19 protein-coding genes and 1 pseudogene are annotated in these 16391 nt (G+C 70.1%); 8 read left to right on the top strand and 12 right to left on the bottom strand.

Annotation, left to right across the window (positions count from 1 at the left end):
• Nucleotides 1-129: 129 nt before the first annotated feature.
• The 3 genes from EDF42_RS00660 (at nt 130) to EDF42_RS00650 (ending at nt 1557) form a co-directional block, all read left to right on the top strand.
• Nucleotides 130-558, top strand: a complete 429-nt coding sequence (locus tag EDF42_RS00660) for a barstar family protein (protein ID WP_221180989.1) — start codon at nt 130-132, stop codon at nt 556-558.
• Nucleotides 559-657: 99 nt separating this feature from the next.
• On the top strand, nt 658-1086 hold the full coding sequence (locus EDF42_RS00655; protein WP_185002912.1) for a DUF4265 domain-containing protein: 429 nt from the start codon (nt 658-660) through the stop codon (nt 1084-1086).
• A 144-nt stretch (nt 1087-1230) separates the two neighbouring features.
• A complete protein-coding gene (locus EDF42_RS00650; protein ID WP_123671171.1) occupies nt 1231-1557 on the top strand; it encodes a DUF6984 family protein in 327 nt (108 codons plus the stop codon).
• A gap of 30 nt (nt 1558-1587) precedes the next feature.
• On the opposite strand, the gene EDF42_RS00645 is transcribed toward EDF42_RS00650, so the two are convergent.
• From EDF42_RS00645 to EDF42_RS00625, 5 genes are all read right to left on the bottom strand, one after another.
• The gene (locus EDF42_RS00645; protein ID WP_123339182.1) at nt 1588-2007 is read right to left on the bottom strand and encodes a MauE/DoxX family redox-associated membrane protein; all 420 of its coding nucleotides are present in this window, start codon (nt 2005-2007) and stop codon (nt 1588-1590) included.
• Nucleotides 2008-2075: 68 nt separating this feature from the next.
• Nucleotides 2076-2603: a DUF6611 family protein gene (locus EDF42_RS00640; protein WP_123339181.1), complete on the bottom strand. Its 528-nt coding sequence runs from the start codon at nt 2601-2603 to the stop codon at nt 2076-2078.
• A complete protein-coding gene (locus tag EDF42_RS00635) occupies nt 2600-3148 on the bottom strand; it encodes a hypothetical protein (protein WP_123339180.1) in 549 nt (182 codons plus the stop codon). Before EDF42_RS00635 ends, EDF42_RS00640 begins: the two co-directional genes overlap by 4 nt.
• Before the next feature lie 86 nt (nt 3149-3234).
• A complete protein-coding gene (gene ppk2 / locus EDF42_RS00630) occupies nt 3235-4143 on the bottom strand; it encodes a polyphosphate kinase 2 (protein ID WP_123339522.1) in 909 nt (302 codons plus the stop codon).
• Between the two features lie 117 nt (nt 4144-4260).
• Nucleotides 4261-6498, bottom strand: a complete 2238-nt coding sequence (locus EDF42_RS00625; RefSeq protein WP_123339179.1) for a hypothetical protein — start codon at nt 6496-6498, stop codon at nt 4261-4263.
• Between the two features lie 103 nt (nt 6499-6601).
• On the opposite strand from EDF42_RS00625, the gene EDF42_RS00620 reads away from it, so the two are divergent.
• Both EDF42_RS00620 and EDF42_RS00615 read left to right on the top strand, forming a co-directional pair.
• Nucleotides 6602-7603, top strand: coding sequence for an aldo/keto reductase (locus EDF42_RS00620; RefSeq protein WP_123339178.1), 1002 nt, complete (start codon nt 6602-6604; stop codon nt 7601-7603).
• Nucleotides 7604-7622: 19 nt separating this feature from the next.
• Nucleotides 7623-7982 (top strand): UBP-type zinc finger domain-containing protein, encoded by a 360-nt coding sequence (locus tag EDF42_RS00615; protein WP_123339521.1) that lies wholly within the window; start codon nt 7623-7625, stop codon nt 7980-7982.
• Between the two features lie 79 nt (nt 7983-8061).
• On the opposite strand, the gene msrA is transcribed toward EDF42_RS00615, so the two are convergent.
• Entirely contained in the window at nt 8062-8583 is a 522-nt protein-coding gene (gene msrA / locus EDF42_RS00610; RefSeq protein WP_123339177.1) for a peptide-methionine (S)-S-oxide reductase MsrA, read from the bottom strand.
• 543 nt (nt 8584-9126) lie between these two features.
• Here msrA and EDF42_RS19380 point away from each other — a divergent pair.
• Both EDF42_RS19380 and EDF42_RS00600 read left to right on the top strand, forming a co-directional pair.
• Nucleotides 9127-9423: pseudogene (locus EDF42_RS19380) on the top strand (HNH endonuclease); the annotation flags it as partial.
• The gene (locus EDF42_RS00600) at nt 9315-9776 is read left to right on the top strand and encodes a DUF4265 domain-containing protein (RefSeq protein ID WP_123339176.1); all 462 of its coding nucleotides are present in this window, start codon (nt 9315-9317) and stop codon (nt 9774-9776) included. The pseudogene EDF42_RS19380 and the gene EDF42_RS00600, both read left to right, overlap by 109 nt.
• A gap of 251 nt (nt 9777-10027) precedes the next feature.
• Here the strand turns inward: EDF42_RS00600 and EDF42_RS00595 are convergent, their stop codons facing one another.
• Entirely contained in the window at nt 10028-10849 is an 822-nt protein-coding gene (locus EDF42_RS00595) for an aldo/keto reductase (protein WP_123339175.1), read from the bottom strand.
• Nucleotides 10850-11001: 152 nt separating this feature from the next.
• Nucleotides 11002-11460 carry a DUF4383 domain-containing protein gene (locus EDF42_RS00590; protein ID WP_123339519.1) on the bottom strand — a complete coding sequence of 153 codons (459 nt, stop codon included), beginning with the start codon at nt 11458-11460 and terminating at the stop codon, nt 11002-11004.
• A gap of 177 nt (nt 11461-11637) precedes the next feature.
• On the opposite strand from EDF42_RS00590, the gene EDF42_RS00585 reads away from it, so the two are divergent.
• Nucleotides 11638-11994: a VOC family protein gene (locus EDF42_RS00585; protein WP_123294566.1), complete on the top strand. Its 357-nt coding sequence runs from the start codon at nt 11638-11640 to the stop codon at nt 11992-11994.
• Nucleotides 11995-12132: 138 nt separating this feature from the next.
• On the opposite strand, the gene EDF42_RS00580 is transcribed toward EDF42_RS00585, so the two are convergent.
• Genes EDF42_RS00580 through aztB form a run of 4 tightly spaced genes read right to left on the bottom strand, consistent with a single transcriptional unit; the run spans nt 12133 to nt 16371 of the window.
• On the bottom strand, nt 12133-13311 hold the full coding sequence (locus tag EDF42_RS00580) for a hypothetical protein (protein WP_123671170.1): 1179 nt from the start codon (nt 13309-13311) through the stop codon (nt 12133-12135).
• 29 nt (nt 13312-13340) lie between these two features.
• Nucleotides 13341-14267, bottom strand: a complete 927-nt coding sequence (locus tag EDF42_RS00575) for a metal ABC transporter substrate-binding protein (RefSeq protein ID WP_260234919.1) — start codon at nt 14265-14267, stop codon at nt 13341-13343.
• Complete coding sequence (locus EDF42_RS00570) at nt 14264-15496, bottom strand: ABC transporter (RefSeq protein ID WP_123671169.1); 1233 nt, start codon at nt 15494-15496, stop codon at nt 14264-14266. Before EDF42_RS00570 ends, EDF42_RS00575 begins: the two co-directional genes overlap by 4 nt.
• Nucleotides 15493-16371 carry a zinc ABC transporter permease AztB gene (gene aztB, locus EDF42_RS00565; RefSeq protein WP_123671168.1) on the bottom strand — a complete coding sequence of 293 codons (879 nt, stop codon included), beginning with the start codon at nt 16369-16371 and terminating at the stop codon, nt 15493-15495. Before aztB ends, EDF42_RS00570 begins: the two co-directional genes overlap by 4 nt.
• Nucleotides 16372-16391: the final 20 nt, after the last annotated feature.

Raw genomic sequence — 16391 nt, 5'->3', positions numbered from 1 at the left:
GCCCTCGTGACGAAGTGGGGCATCGACCGCCGCATCCGCGAGACCCGTTCCCTGGTCAAGGACCACCGGAAGCTGCCGTCCGTGCGCACCAACGCGCACGCCAGCCCTGCACCTCGGGAGTGACGCGCCATGCCGATGGGGCGGGAGAAGCTGAACGCACTGAAGGTGGAACTCGGCGGTCCGATCGAGTCCGAGGGGGAGGTCTCCCTGCGGCTCGATGGGAAGCGCTGTCGCACGCGCGCCGATTTCCTTCGTGAGATCGGGGTGGCACTTCAGTTTCCGCCGTACTACGGCGCGAACTGGGATGCGCTCGAGGAGTGCGTTCACGATCTGACGTGGTTGCCGGATGCGCATGTCAACCTGGTGGTGGAGAACGCGGACCAGCTCCTCGTGAGCGATCCCGAGCGAGAGTTGGACATCTTCGTCGATGTCCTTCGAGCGGGTACGGAATGGCAGCGTGCGCTCACGATGCACCTTGGCGGAAATTCGAGTGGCCGCATCTCGACGGCCTTCGCTGCCCTCCTCGAGGGTCAATGTTCTTCATGGCGCGCCGAGTGAGAGCATCTTCGCCGCGTTGCGCCGTCACGGGGAATTGACATGGTGTTGAGCGCTCGATCAGAAGCGTGGGCGCTGCACCCAAAGCCCGCCTGGGCACCCTTGGTCGACTTCGTCGCGAACGTCGAACTCGAGGACGACCCAGATTCGCTGCTTCGCTATGAACAACTCGTGTTCGAGCGCCTGCCTGAACAGCGCTTCCGACTGTGCTGCGTGCCGTTCTACCATCACGGCTACGCTCTTGGCGACGTCGTGGAACTCGTTGATCGGGAAGGGTTCGGTTGGACCCCGGCGCGGGTGCTCGAGCGGAGCGACTACTGGGTGCTCCGCGTGCTCCTCCAACAGGATCGCGGAGCATCGGCGATCCGGAGTCTCATCGAGAGCATCCACGCGCCAGTCGAGACCACATGGCGACTCGTCGCGTTCGCAGTACCTGGACGCGACCTGCTGCAACGCGTTCGAGCTGAGCTGGATGAGCTCGAGCAGGAAGGACTTCTGGTGTACGAGACCGGGTGGACAGATGGAGGGTGAATTGCAGCCGTATTCGGGAACCTCATCACCGTCGCGTTGGTGCGCTGAGACCAGCGCGGGCCACGGCTTGAGGCGGACCTGATCTCCGCGGCGGTGCGCGGAGCGCGTGAGCGTGAGCCGTTCACGCAGGGAAGGCGATGAGACTTGGCAGCACGAGGTCTCACGACCGCCGAATCGGACCTGATCCGCTGGTTGCTGGCGCACTGCATGCCGCAGGACGCGAAGCCCGCTCCCACCGACCTGTCCACCGCGCTGGTCGCTCGGTACGACGAATCAGAGTGCCTTCGCTTCGAGAAGCCAGTCTCGTCCGGTGAACGGGGTTTCCACTCCGACATGTTCACCTTCGACGACGTCGATGGCGTTTCGATCACTGCGTTCCTGACCTTCGACCCGCGAGGTCGTATGCAAGAACTCGACCTCTGGAAGGCAGACGACTCGAGGATCGTGGGTCTGCGCGATCCCTCCCGCTGAGGTGCCGATGGCCCGCTGCGGGAGTCCAGCTCAGCGCCGCTTGCGCAGCGCGTTCGTCGCCCACAGCGCGACGGCGATCAGCACGGGCTGGAACAGGAGCCGGACGAACCGCTTGGTGTCCGTGTCCAGGCCGAAGCCGTCACGGTGGTGCATCCACTGGGCGATGTTGCCCGGGAAGATCGCGGTGAAGAACACCGCGGCGACCCACCCGACGGTGGCCTGCCGGCGGACCAGCAGCATCAGTGCGGCACCAAGGGAGATCTCGGCGATGCCCGAGGCCAGGACCGTGACGTCCGGGTCCAGGGGGACGAACTCCGGCACCTGTGCCCGGAACTCCTGACGTGCGACCGTGAGGTGGCTGATGCCGGCCCAGGTCATGGCGGCACCCAGCAGGATGCGGACGACGGTGCGGGGCTTGGTCGAGCGGGGAGTGCGGGGGCGGGAGGTCATCGGGCGGGGGCCTTTCGAGGGGTGCCGGACACGGGTGCCCGGTTGTGCGCAATTGAATTGCGCACAACCTAACACGGCATCGCCCTCGCACGAGGACGCTCTTCCGGCAGCGCGGCCCAGACATCGGCCCACACGAGCTCGAAGTCGACGGGCGCGAGTCGGTGCGCCCGCACCGCCCGCTCCAGGATCGAAAGCGCGTCGAGCGAGCCGGCGAGGAGCCGCTCGTCGCCGTACACCTCCGGCCGACCGTTGCCCAGGAACGTGGTCACGGTGATCGAGCGCACCCGTGGCCGCAGTCGTCTGGTGGCCCGCGCGAGCACCGCGAACCCCGCGGCGTACAGCGCGAGTCCGACGGGCATGCCCGCCGCCGGTACCGAGACGGCGACGACCACGACCACGAGCGCGGTGAACACCCCGACGGCGGGCCAGACGTGCCATGCCCGGAGCAGCAGGCGTTCGCTCGTGTTCGTCCCGGGTGGGAACACGACGAGTGTCCGCGAGGTCCACATCGTGCGTCCCACCGGCCGGATCGTGTACCGGCCCCACAGGTGCGGCCCGTCGATCAGGCGGTCGCGGACCGACGTCGCCGTGGTCACCGCTCCACCGGCAGGAGCTCGGCGCGGACGGGCACGGCCGTGCTGACGACGTCCCGGTGCCGGACGGTCGTGAGGCAGGGGAAGCAGACCAGGTCACCATCGCGGACGTCGGCCGGCAGCGGAGCCGGGAGGCGGTGGAACGGACCGTCGGCCTGACCGTCACATCGGGTGACGACGTACATCGTGGCGAGGGGAGCGGTGCTCCGGCGTCCGATCAGGCGCACCTGGTCGAGCACGGCGCAGGTCGGCAGGACCGCGTCCAGTTCCAGGAGCACCACCCCGGTGCGCGGCCGTCGGACCCGGGTGACCGACGCGACCGCGACGCTGACGTCTCGAGGGGTCCAGCCGCGGGGGCGGTAGCGCGGCGGCGACTGCTCCGCGGTGTGCACGCTCGGGGTGCCGGTCAGGTCGGCGAGCCGGACCATCGAGATCGCGGCGACCACCAGGTCGTCGGTGGTCGCCACGGTGTGGGCCGGCCACAGGACCGGGTCCATCGGATCCGACAGGGACGCGCGGAGCGTCGGCATGATCGCTGTCAGTGTCACACCGGACACGTTCCCGCGCGGACAGGCAAGGGGGAAGGTGCCCTGACGGAACCCCTACGCCCGAGTGACGACTCCTGACAGTCCGCTCACTCGATGTCGACGTCCCGCTTGCCGCGCCGCACGATCAGCGGGTCCGGCTTGCCGATCACGTCGACCGCCTTGTCCGGGTAGTCGAACTGCGTCAGGAAGTACCGCATCGCGTTGAGTCGGGCGCGCTTCTTGTCGTTCGACCGCACGATGGTCCACGGTGCGTACCGCTTGTCGGTCCGGGTGAACATCGCCATCTTCGCCTCGGTGTAGTCCTCCCAGCGGTCGAGGGACAGCAGGTCGATGTCGGACAGCTTCCACCGGCGCACGGGGTCGAGCTGCCGCATCGCGAACCGGGTGCGCTGCTCGCGGCGGGTGACCGAGAACCAGAACTTCGTCAGGTGGATGCCGGAGTCGACGAGCATCCGCTCGAACTGCGGCACCTGGGTCATGAACGACTCGTACTCGGCGTCGTCGCAGAACCCCATGACCCGCTCGACGCCGGCGCGGTTGTACCAGGAGCGGTCGAACAGGACCATCTCGCCGGCCGACGGCAGGTGCTGCACGTAGCGCTGGAAGTACCACTCGCCGCGTTCCCGCTCGCTCGGCTTGCTGAGCGCCACCACGCGCGAGGTGCGGGGGTTGAGGTGCTCCGTGAACCGCTTGATGGTGCCGCCCTTGCCCGCGGCGTCGCGGCCCTCGAACAGCACGACGACCTTCTGGCCGGTGTCCTCGAGCCAGTACTGGCACTTCAGGAGCTCGATCTGCAGCTGGTACTTCGCGTACTCGTACTCCTCGCGCGGCAGCCGCTCGTCGTACGGGTAGTCGTCGCGCCACGTCAGGACGGGGTTGCCGTGCGGGTCGATGAGGTCCGGGTCAGCAGTGTGCCCGTCGGCGACGCTGTAGCCCTCGGTCCGGAGCTGCTCGATGTACTCCCGGAGTGGTTGCGAGTACGGCGCTGTGTCCACGGTGTCTCCCTCACTGCCCACCGATCGACGGTTCGTCGGTCGGCTCGTGCCCATCTTGTCCTGCACAGCCCCACGGATGCCGAACCACGCGTGTCGCCCCGGTGAAGCTCGTCCCGCTCAGCCGACACCGCAGCGTCGTTCGGTGCAGCTGATGACGCTGCCGTCCCAGGTCGGGTGCGCGCTCCCGGCACCGACCCGACGATCGCCCACCGCGAGCACCGGCGTCTGGTCGGCGGTGAGGCCCATCGCGAACCCACCGCCGTCCTCGGATCGTTCGTCCGGGACGTACCGCGCGATGGTGCTCGTCCAGGTCGTCGAGCACGTGCGGTCGAGACACGACACCAGGTCGATCGACTGCCGGTCGGTGTTGCGGACCGCGATGAGTGGCCTGCCGGTGTCGTCCACGACCACGGCGGGAGGTTGCTGGTCGGCCCCCGGCAGGTCCAGGTCGACGACGGTCGAGGCTCCGCAGGCAGCGTCGTCGCATGAGATCAGCTGCTGCGTCGTGCTGCCGGCGGGCCGGTAGAGGACGATCGGCCGGTCGCGGGTGCCGAGACCGATCTGCGCGCCGTCGGTCATGTCGAAGGTCGACGAGTCGGCTTTCCCCGTGGTGATGTCCGGCGTCTCGACCCGCGGTTCGCCCGCGACGGTGGTGGAGACGATCCTGAGCTTCGGCAGCTCGAGGTCCCGCCCGCTGTCGACGAGCGAGACGACCGCGGTGCCGCTCTTCGTGACCGTGATGCCGAGGGTGCCCGATGCCGACAACGTCGGTACCCAGTCGAGCGGGACACGCTTGGTGATCGAGGTGGAGCACAGGTCGTCGTCGCAGAACGTGATGGAGAGTTGCGCCCTTGCTCCCGACACACCGCGCACGATGCCGGCGACGACGGGGTGCTCGCCCGTGGTGGTGACGGCTGCCGCGGTCAGCGTGGCGTTGCTCCGTGCGAACACGGACTCACCGCTGCGGAAGGCCACGTCGAAGCCGGCGACGGACGTCCGGGTGCCGTTCGGGGTCGAGAAGCCGTGCGTCGCCGGTCCGGTCGCCCAGCGGTGGAGCTGGGCGGGCGTGCTGTGCACGACGTCGAGTTCGAAGCGGTCGGATCCCGACCCCGACCCCTCGACCGGACGCCACTGCGCGGTGATCATCGCGCCGTCGGGCAGGCCGGCGATCGCGGTACCGAGGATCGACGCCGGCTCGAGCGACGGGTCACAGGTCGCGCCGGAGCACCGGTCCACCTGTGCACCCTCACCCCCGAGTCCGCTCAGCGCCACGGTGTCCGCGCCGACCTCGGTGACCGCCGCCCCCCGCCAGATCTGCGGAGTCTGGGCGGCGGAGTAGCTGGTGAACCCGAACGGGTTGGCCAGCACGGTCGGCACGAGGACGATCGCGGGGACGAGGAGCGTCGCGAGTCCCACGAACGCCCCGCCCCGGAGACGGCCGGGCGACCCCTCAGCCGAGCCTGCCGCGGCCGCTGGCACCGGCACCGGCGCAGCAGCGGGAGCGGTCCACCACACGGACGTGGAGCGGACAGCCGCCCCTCGCACGGCGATCGCGATCAGGAGCAGGACGGTCGCGCCGGGCACGAGGAACGAGATCGCCGCGCTGAGCACCGCCGTGACGACCGAGGGGGACTGCACCCCGACCAGGGCGGCGAGGCCGACGTGGACCACCCCGAGGACGAGCCCCGTGGTCACCAGGGCTCGGCGCGGCGAGCGGAAGACCTCGACGTCGGGCGACTGCTGGACGTCACGGGTCCGCCAGGCGTTCGCGAACGCCGTCCGCCACGTGGTGCCACCGACCGCGATCTGCGGCCACGCCATCAGCAGTGGCGCCGCGACGACCAGCGCCACGAACACGAGCAGGGTGATCGCGAGGGCGAGCCAGGGCGACACTGCGGTCGCGACGGTCGCAGCGACGGCGATCAGGAGCACCAGCGCTGTGACCAGGAACGCGAGCAGCACCGCTGGCGCCCGCCGGGCCGCAGCGCGCCAGGCACCCCGCGCCGACGATGCCGCCCGCGCGGACCCGACAGCGCCGACCATGGCGACCGTCGCCGCGGTGATCCCGAACGCGTTCCCCAGGACGAGCAGCGCACCGGCCGTCACGACCACGGCGAGCCAGGTCGGGCCGGGGTCGACCGTGCTGAACGCACCGTTGACGATCGCGAGCGCACCGCGACCACCGAGTACGACTACGACGAGGCCGGCCAGCAGCGCCGAGGCGACCACCGGCACGGCGAAGGCGATCGCGGGGGCGGTGCCGCTGAACGCCAGCGCCCCCGCCGGCGGCGGCCCGAACAGCTTGCTCGTCGCGGACTCCTGTGGCGCGCTGTCGCTGATCTGCTCGTCGTGCATCGTCTGGTTCCCCCTGGTCTCGGACGTGCCCCCATCCTGTCAGCCCCTCCGCCATCCGCTAGCGTCGACAACGGCCAATCCCCCGACCCCGGATCGAGCAACGATGCCTGACGTCCACCTACCTGCCGCCGACCGCTACGAGCAGCTCCCGTACCAGCGTGTGGGGAGGAGCGGCCTCATGCTGCCGCGTATCTCCCTCGGCCTGTGGAACAACTTCGGCGCCGACCGCGCACTCGCCACGCAGCGCGACATCGTGCTGCACGCCTTCGACCGCGGGATCACCCACTTCGACCTGGCGAACAACTACGGTCCGCCTGCCGGGTCGGCCGAGGAGCAGTTCGGCCGCATCCTCGAGTCGGACCTGCGTCCGTACCGTGACGAGATCGTGGTGTCGACGAAGGCCGGCTACGACATGTGGCCGGGCCCGTACGGCGACCGGGGCTCGCGCAAGTACATGCTCGCGTCGCTCGACCAGTCGCTCGGGCGCCTCGGGCTGGACTACGTCGACGTCTTCTACTCGCACCGTCCCGACCCTGAGACCCCCATCGAGGAGACGGTCAGCGCGCTCGTGACCGCGGTCCGTTCGGGCAAGGCGCTCTACGCGGGCATCTCGAACTACGACCCGGCGCAGACCGCCGCGGCAGCCGAGGCGCTCGCCGCCGAGAACATGCACCTGCTCATCCACCAGCCGCGCTACAACATGTTCGACCGGGTCCCCGAGGACGGGCTCTTCGACGAGCTCACGCGTCTCGGCACCGGTGCGATCGTGTTCTCGCCGTTGGCCGGTGGGCTGTTGACGGACCGCTACCTGGACGGTTCGGTGCCGGTCGGGTCGCGTGCGGCCGAGGGCCGCTGGTTCGGTGCGGACCGCATCGACGACGAGTACCTGACCACGGCGCGCGCACTCAACGACATCGCGGCTGCCCGCGGGCAGACGCTCGCGCAGCTCGCGATCACGTGGGTGCTCCGGCAGCCCGCCGTCACGTCGGCGCTGGTCGGGGCATCGAGCGTCCGTCAGCTGGACGGCACGCTCGACTCCCTCGCGGGTGCCCCGCTCACTGACGAGGAGCTCGCGGCGATCGACGCCCTGGTGCCGCGTCGCTGAGCCGGGCAGGATGAGCGACATGACCGACGACAGCGACATGATCCACCCCCGGGTCGCGCCCAGCGGCGACGGGTGCGTCGAGTGCGACGCCACCGGGTCCTGGTGGGTGCACCTGCGCCGGTGTGCCGCGTGCGGCCACGTCGGGTGCTGCGACGACTCGCTGAACACCCACGCCACCCGGCACTGGGAGGCGACCGGGCACGCGGTCATCCAGAGCTACGAGCCCGGCGAGACGTGGGCGTACGACTACCGCGACCAGTCCACGTTCGAGGGCGTGGAGCTCGCGGCGCCGACGAGCCACCCCGTCGACCAGTCCGTCCCCGGGCCGGCGGACCGCCTGCCGGCGGTCTGGTTGGAACTGCTCGGCGGGTCGCGCTAGGGCCGTCGACGCGAAGGGAGACAGACGGGAGGCGCGGTGCCAGCCGGCACCGCGCCTCCCGTTCGTCAGTGGGTTGCCCCTAGACCGCCGCGGTCGCCTCGTCGCGGTGCGGGAGCTTCCAACCCGGGCGCACGAAGTGGCAGGTGTACCCGGCGGGGTACTTCTCCAGGTAGTCCTGGTGCTCCTCTTCGGCCTGCCAGAAGTCGCCCGCGGGCTCGACCTCAGTGACGACCTTGCCGGGCCAGATGCCGGAGGCGTCCACGTCGGCGATGGTGTCGCGCGCGACCTGCTCCTGCTCGGGCGAGGTGAAGAAGATCGCGGAACGGTAGGCACGGCCGACGTCGTTGCCCTGGCGGTCCTTCGTCGACGGGTCGTGGATCTGGAAGAAGAACTCGAGCAGGTCGCGGTACGAGATCTCCGACGGGTCGAAGACGATCTCGACCGACTCGGCGTGGTCACCGTGGTTGCGGTACGTCGCGTTCGGGGTGTCACCACCCGAGTAGCCGACGCGGGTGCTGATGATGCCGGGACGGCGGCGGAGGAGCTGCTGCGCTCCCCAGAAGCAGCCGCCGGCGAGGATGGCGGTTTCGGTGGTGGTCATGGTGGCCTCCTGAGGTCGTCGTGCCGCTGGCTGCGGCACCGTGTGGTGCAACCGGCAACGGCGGCTGTCTGTTCCCGTCGCCGGGCCGGCACACCTCGACAGTACGAGGACGTGCTCTGCGTCACCTCTGCGGTACGGTCGGGCTCACCTGAAGCGGTCATCCATGCCTGACGATGGACTGTGCCACCCACGACGTTCGTGGCCGCTGGGTCTCGCGCTCTGTTGCGTTGTGTTCCTCGAGGTGTTCGCGGCGATCGGCTCGCTGCCGGGGATGCTCGTCGCGCAGGTGCAGTACACGTCGTGTGCTCCGACGAGACGATGCGGTGTTCGTACGCGGTCGGCGATGTCGCGGAGCTCATCGTGCCGCTCCTCGCACTCATCGTCGCGATCACGACCTGGGTCATCGGGGCATCTGGTGTCCCCACGGTGCGGCGAGCCCCCCGGCGCTCGCCTACTCGTCCGCGACCAGGGCGTGGTAGGCAGCGCCTTCGCCGGCGACGTCGAAGTTGATCGCGATTCGGATCTGCTGGTTGTGGCGAGAACACGCAGAACCCCCATCTCGACCACGTCATCCCGAAGAACAAGGGCGGTGATGGCGCAGAGAGCAACATCACCCTCGCGTGTCCGCCCTGCAACCTGTCCAAGGGCGCGAAGGACTGGCCCGGCATGGGGCAGGAAGGCTACAACTACAAGGAGTGGATCCCACCGCTCATGCGAAAGGAAGCACAGGAATGCCGGACTACACCGTCGTCACGCACGAGAACCCAGTGCTCGGGGTCGAGAAGGTCGTCCGGGTGGAGCTTGATCCGTCGTGGGACCCGATCCGCTACGAAGACTTGACGATCATCATCCTCGACGACGGCCGCAACGTTGTGAGCTGTGTCCCCTTGTTCGCGAAGAATGTACACCTGGGAGACATCATCAATGCGGTCGAGAATCCTTCGACCGGACAGCTCGAGTACGGGGATCGTGTCGACCGGGGACAGTCTTGGGTCTTCAGGATCAGTCCTCGCGATGAAGACGCTTTCCGCATCGTTCACGACGTCATCCACGAATTCGGCGGTGCCGTCGAGACGTGGGGCTCGATCACAGGAGTAGCGATCCGAGGGGATGCGGCTGCCGACCAGTTCGCGGACCGGTTGCAGCAGCTGGAAAACGACGGACTCCTCGAGTACGACACCGCAGAGCGCTGAGAGGGCGGACACGGGACAGCACCAGTTGCGCACGTCCCCCGGGCCCGGGGGAAGTCCGATCGGCGAACGCCGATCTCGACGGCTCGGCGGTCACGGTCAACGATGTGAGCGGAACGAGCTTCCGGCTGTGAGTGCCCCTGCGCCGCCGGTTGTTGCGTTCGAGGCCGACAACCCGCACTCGTCGTTCGCTGCGACGTTTTGGAGGCACGGTGCCAGCTGGTACCGCGCCTCCAGTCCGGGGTGGGGCCGCGTCAGTTCGTGGTGTCCTCGAGCGCGTCGAGCGCGGCCACGTCGTCGGCGGCCAGCACGAAGTCGACGTCGGCGTTGTCGGCGATGCGCGACGGGGTCGTGGACTTCGGCAGCGGCAGGACGTCCTTCTCGAGCAGGTAGCGGATCGCGACCTGGGCGACGGACTTGTCGTACTTCGCCGCGATCTCGGCGATCTGCGTGTTCTCGAGCAGGCCACCGGTGGCGAGCGGCGAGTAGCCCTCGGTCAGGATGTCGTGCTCGCGGTCGAAGGCGGTCGTCTCGTCCTGGGTGTTGCCGATGAACCAGCGGATCTGGTTGGCGTGCGGGACGACGTCCGTGCGGCCGAGCAGGTCCTCGAGGTCGGGGACGGCGAAGTTCGAGACACCGATCGAGCGGGTCCGGCCAGCGTCGTAGACCTCTTCCAGCACCTTCCACACCTCGACGTTGCCGTCGCGGTGGTCGGAGCCGATGGCGTCCCAGGGCCACGGTGCGTGCACGAGGTACAGGTCGATGACGCCGACGTCGAGGTTGCGGCTCGAGGTCTCGAAGGCATCACGGGCGCCGTCGGCGGTCTTGATCTCGGCGGGCAGCTTCGTCGTGACGAAGACCTCGTCGCGGGGGACGGCGCTGTCACGGATGGCCTGGCCGACGCTGGCCTCGTTGCCGTAGGCCAGGGCGGTGTCGATGTGGCGGTAGCCGGCGTCCAGGGCGGTCTTCGTGGCGTCGTAGGCGTCGTCGCCGGACGGGATCTGCCAGGTGCCGAAGCCGATCTTCGGGATGTGCAGGCCGTTGGACAGGGTGAACGTGTCGGTGAGAGCGGGCATGCGTCGGACAGTACGCCGCCCGGTTCCGGGGGCGGTCACGGGACGCAACGCTGGGCCGCCGCGTACCGCGCCCCGGAACGGGCATCGCGCCCCGACTCACACGGGCGCGATGCCCGCCAGGGGGCGCGAACGCGTCAGACGACGGACGACTGTCAGCGCGTGCGCGCGCCGATGCGCGGCAGCACGAAGCCGAGGATGATCATCGCGACGGCGAGGAACGCGTGCAGCACGTTGTCCGCGCTGTTCAGGGGGACGAAGTTCGCGGGGTCCGCCATGCCGGCCGTGAACAGCCCGTAGACGAACAGGACCGCGTAGACGATGCCGCCGACGACCAGGTAGAGGCGAGCGCCCGACGCCGAACGGGCTGCGACGAGTCCGACGATGCCGAAGAGCAGGTGCACGATGTTGTGCAGGACCGACACCTGGAACAGCCCCAGGAGCAGGGCCATGGAGCCGTGGCCGGCCATCGACATCGACCCCATGTCCATCGTGAGTCCGGGGATGAAGCCGGCGATGCCGACGATCAGGAAGACGACCCCGAAGAGGAGTGCACCCTTCTGGGTCCACGTCGAGCCGGTGCGGTTGCGAGCGGTTGCTGCGTTGCTGGTCATGGTGGGACCTCTCATCTCGTACGCGTCGCGGATGTGACGCACAGGGCATTCGTAGTCGATGCGCAGTCGGATTGCAGGGACGATCCGATTTCCGAACGTCGGCGCACCTGCTGAGTCGGTGCGCATGCCGTGCTGCCTACGCTCCGCAGCACGGCAACACCGACGGAAGGCAGCACCATGGCAAGCGGAGTCGCAGCGGTATGGGTCCCGGTCACCGACATGCAGCGGGCGGTCGCGTTCTACCGCGACACCCTCGGCCTGACGGTCACGGACGAGTCCGACGACTGGAGCGAGATCGACGCGAACGGCCTGATGATCGGGCTGAACGGCCGTGAATCGGCGAGTCCGTCGAGCGGCGGGGGAGCGGTCATCACGTTCCAGCCGGACGGGTCGATCGAGGACGAGCTGGCGAGCATCCGTGAGCGTGGTGCGGATGTGCAGGGCGAGATCAGCGAGCACCCGTGGGGCAAGATCGTCCCGTTCAAGGACAGCGAGGGCAACGACCTGCAGTTCTACGCGCCGCCGCAGGGCTGACGCGACCCCAGGACGGACGGGAGGCTCGGTGCGGTGTCGCCACGCCTCCCTCGCAGGCTCGGTCGGCGCGCCCCGCGCAACGCTTCGCGTTGCCGCTGAGCGGGGCGCGCCCGTCTGCGCGTGGTCGCCTGCAGAGCGCTACGCGACCGCGATCTCGTTGGGCACGCCCGGCAGTGCGTCGCTGGAGGCGACGACCTTCCCGGTGGTCAGGTCCACGGCGTGCACCTTCCGCTCGGCGGGATCGGTGACGTAGGCGATGTCGCCGGCGACCTTCACGGCGGGGTGGGCGTCCTGCCACTCGGCCGGGCCCTCCCACGCGTCGATCACGGGGAACGAGTCGAGCTGCTCCCCGCTGGTCTCGTCGAAGGTGTGCAGGGCGCCGTCGTCACCGAGCACCACCGCTTCGTCGCCAGGGCCGCGTGCGAGGTCGCGGAACGTGAAGCCGACGCCGTCGGGCAGGTCCGCGACGGTGTACTTCCCCGAAGCCGCGTCGATCAGCGCGATCTGGTCGAGCAGGTAGCCCTCGCTGTCCGGGTCGTCGTTGTAGTCACCGACCGCGACCGACGACGTGTCCGTGGTGAACAGGTTGCCGGTGCGCCCGTACTCGGTCGGGGCGTCGAGCTTCTCGAACGCGCCGTCGGCGTAGACGAGCGCGCCGTCGGTGCAGCCGAAGACCGCGACCTCGTCCTGGACCGCACCTTCGCCGTGCACGTCCGGGCACGATTCGGAGCGGGTGAGTTCCTCGCCGTCGGCGTCCAGGGCTCGGACGCCACTCCGGCTCTCCTCGGTGCCGATGGTGGTCAGGAGCGTGCCGTCCTCGAGCTCGATCGCGACGCCGTGGTGCGCCGCCTCGGACTCGGTGGTCCGGGAGTCGGGCAGGGCGTCGCCGTCGAGGTCGGTGTTGTCGAAGGTCGTCACGTCGCCGGTGCCGTCGGCGAACAGGGCGGTGCGGTCGCCGTGCACGACGGCGTGCCCACCGGTGTCGGCCGGGAAGACCGCGTCGGTGAGGGCCGGGTCCGCTGCGGTGTCGAGCACCCGGAAGCCCTCGGGCACCGTGACGAGCACGTGGCGGCCGTCGCCGGCGGGGTTCACGCGGGTGAAGCCGTCGACGGCGTCGTCGGCCACGACCTGCAGGTCCTGGTCGAGCACGAGCAGGCCGCCGTCGTAGGTCAGCGTGATGCGGGTGCTGTCGGCTTTCGGGGCCGAGGTGCTCTCGGCATCGGCGGCGTTCGTGGCGCACCCGGTCAGGGCCAGGGCAACGGTGCCGAGCAGCGCGGCCGGCAGTGCCGCGGCGCGGAGGGTCTTGGTTCTGGTCATGGGCAACACTGTACTGATTCTCATTCTCATCAAGAAATCGGAGCCGTCAGGCCGTCGACGATCGACTCGGTGTTCGAGCGCATCATCCCGAGGTAGGTCGACGCGGCGCCGTCCTCGGTCAGGGACTCGGTCGCCAGCGAGCGGATCGACACCTGCAGGTCGACCTCGTCCGCCAGGACCTCGGCCAGGCGTGCGGGTTGCGAGGCGTCGGCGAAGATCGTCGGGACGCCGGCCTGCTCGATCGCGTCCGCCAGGTCACGCAGGTCGGCGGCGCTCGGGGACGCCAGGGTCGTGCCGCTCGGGATCACGGCACCCACCACCCGGAAGCCGTAGCGGTCGGCGAGGTAGCCGAACACGTGGTGGTTCGTCACCAGGGCCTTGCGATCAGCGGGGATGGTGTCGAACGCGGCGGTCATGTCGTCGTCGAGGGCATCGAGCCGGTCGGTGTAGGCCTCGGCGCCGGGAGCGTCGATGCCGACGGCGTCCAGCTCCTCGTCGAGGGCCTCGATCACGTCGACCATGCGCGCCGGGTCCGTCCAGAAGTGCGGGTCCGGGCCGCTGTCGTCGTCGGTGGTCCACTCCAGGGCGTCGATCGCGTCACCCGCGGTGAAGACGGCCACGCCGTCGTCGGCCGCGGCGCGGACGTGGTGGGCCACGCCTTCCTCGAGCCCGAGGCCGTTCTCGACCACCAGGTCCGCGCTCCGGAGTCGCGCCGCCTGCTGCGCGGAGACCTCGAACGAGTGCGGGTCGCCGCCAGGGGGCATGAGCACCATGACGTCGACGTCGTCGCCGACGACCTCGGTCACGACGTCGCCCAGGATGTTCGTCGTCACGGCGACCAGTGGGCGGTCCGACCCGGCGGCGGTGCAGCCGGCCGTCGTGACGGCGACGGCTGTGACGACGAGGGCCACTGCCACCGCCCGCGCGGTGCGCCCGACCGGCAAGGTTCCGCTCACAGTCCCACCTCGGCGAAGGCGACGGGCGGGAACGGGAGCTCGATGGTCCGGGCCACGCGGGCGCCGTCCGCGAAGTCGACCTCGTGCACGACGGCGGCCGTGGGGTCGGCCACGTAGGCGCGCTGCGCGTCGAGCTGTAGCAGCGGCGCGGTGTCGGTGTCGGTGTCGCTGTCGACCAGGGGATCAGTCGTCGCGACCTTCCCGGTCGAGGCGGTCACCACGACCACCCGACCCGCGTCGTCGACCCCGACCACGTGCTCGTCCTGGTCGTCGACGGCGACCACCGCACGCAGCGGCCGTTCGGTCGGCACGTGCCGCCAGGAGCCCTGTCGGACGTCGAGCAACCAGAAGCCGGTGTCGCCCGCGAGTCCGGCGACCGTGGGGCGGCCGGCCCGCGCGGCGAAGGTGGTCGGACGCTCGGCGTCGTCCGGCAGTGCGACGAACGAGGTCGCACCGGCATCGTCGACGACGACCGCTCCGTCGGCGCAGCCCACCACGGCGCCCGCGCGGGTGACGATGCCACCAGCGGGGTCGGTGCAGGCCTGTCCGGCGCTGGTCGACCCGGCCGACTCGGTCTGTTCTCCGTCGGGTTCGAGGACGCGGACGGTGTCGCCCTCGGCGGCGACCAGGTGCTCGCCGAGCGGGAGCAGCACGGTCGCGTCGAGTCGTGCGGTCTCGTCGAGCTCGCCCTGCCCGAGTGCCGCGCGGTCGAGCACCACCGCTTCGCCGCGCTCCGGCCAGGCGATCGTGGTCATCGTCTCCGACGAGTGCACCTGGACCGGACCGCCGCCCTCGAGCGTCCCGACGACGCGCGGCTCGGCGGCGTAGTAGTGCGTGTGGTCGCCGTGGTCGACGGTCCAGGATCCCCCGTCGACGACCGTGGTGCGGTCGCCGTCGCTCGTCACCAGGAACCGACCGTCGGTCGCGGAGTGCTCGGCTGCGCCGATGCGGTCCAGGTCGGTCGTCTCGCCGGTGAGCAGGTCGTGCAGCGCCGTCTCGCCGGTCGCGGAGACGGCCAGGAGGCCCAGCTGCGGTTCCTGGGACTCGGTCGCGCCCGCGACGTAGCCGTGCGGGGCCGTGGTCGCGCTGGCGTCGTCGGCCGGCGGTGTCGACGCGGTGGAGCACGCCGTGACGGTGAGCGCGAGGCCGGTCGTCAGGCCCAGGGCACCCAGGAGTCGCGTGCGTCGTGCGCGTGTGTGGGGGCGGTCGGTGGTCGGGTCGTGGTTCATGGTGCCTCTCGTGCTGGTGCTCGGACGGGGTGTTCGACGGGCCTGGTGGTCGCGCGCGCGGTGCTGCGTGCGATGGCTGCCAGCCCGTGGGACAGGGCGACCCCGGCGACGGCGACGGCCGCGATGCTGGCGCCGGCGGCGGTGCCGGCGTGCCACGAGACGAGCAGGCCGACCAGGACGGCGACGACACCGAGCACCGCGCCGAGGAGCATCGTCGAGGCCACGTGCTTCGTCCAGGCGCGGGCCGCGGCGGCGGGCGCGAGCAGCAGCCCGACGACCAGCAGGGTGCCGACCGCGCGGTACGAGGCGACGACGGCGAGGGTGACCAGGCCGATGAGGACCACCTCGGCGAGCCGGGGATGCAGGCCGAGCGTCGCGGCCTTGCGGACGTCGAAGGCCAGTGCCGTGAACGGTCGGTGGAACACGGCCGCGACGAGCAGGGCGACGGCGACCGCGATCGCCAGGCCGACGAGGTCGGTGCGGGTCACGGCCAGCACGTCGCCGAACAGGATCGCGGTGACGTCGGTGGCGAAGGACCGCGATGCCGACACGATGATGACCCCGAGCGCGAGCATCCCGACGAAGAGCAGCCCGATCGAGGTGTCGTACGACAAGCCACCGCGTCGTCGGAGCGCCCCGACGCCGAACACCATCACCCCGGCACTCACGGCGGCGCCGAGCACCGCGGGGACTCCGGTGAGCGCTGCGATCGCGACGCCGGGCAGCATGCCGTGCGACAGCGCCTCGCCCAGGAACGCCATCCCGCGCACGAGCACCCACGTCCCGACGACGGCGCACAGCACCGCGGCCAGGGCGCCACCGGTCAGGGCACGCACCATGAAGTCGACGGTGAAGGGGTCGGTCAGCCAGGTCACGATCCGAGACGCTACATGAA

The organism is Curtobacterium sp. PhB172 (assembly GCF_003752545.1).
GTDB lineage: Bacteria > Actinomycetota > Actinomycetes > Actinomycetales > Microbacteriaceae > Curtobacterium.
The sequence above is the reverse complement of the archived record's forward strand: the minus strand, read 5'-3'. Positions and strand labels throughout refer to the sequence as shown.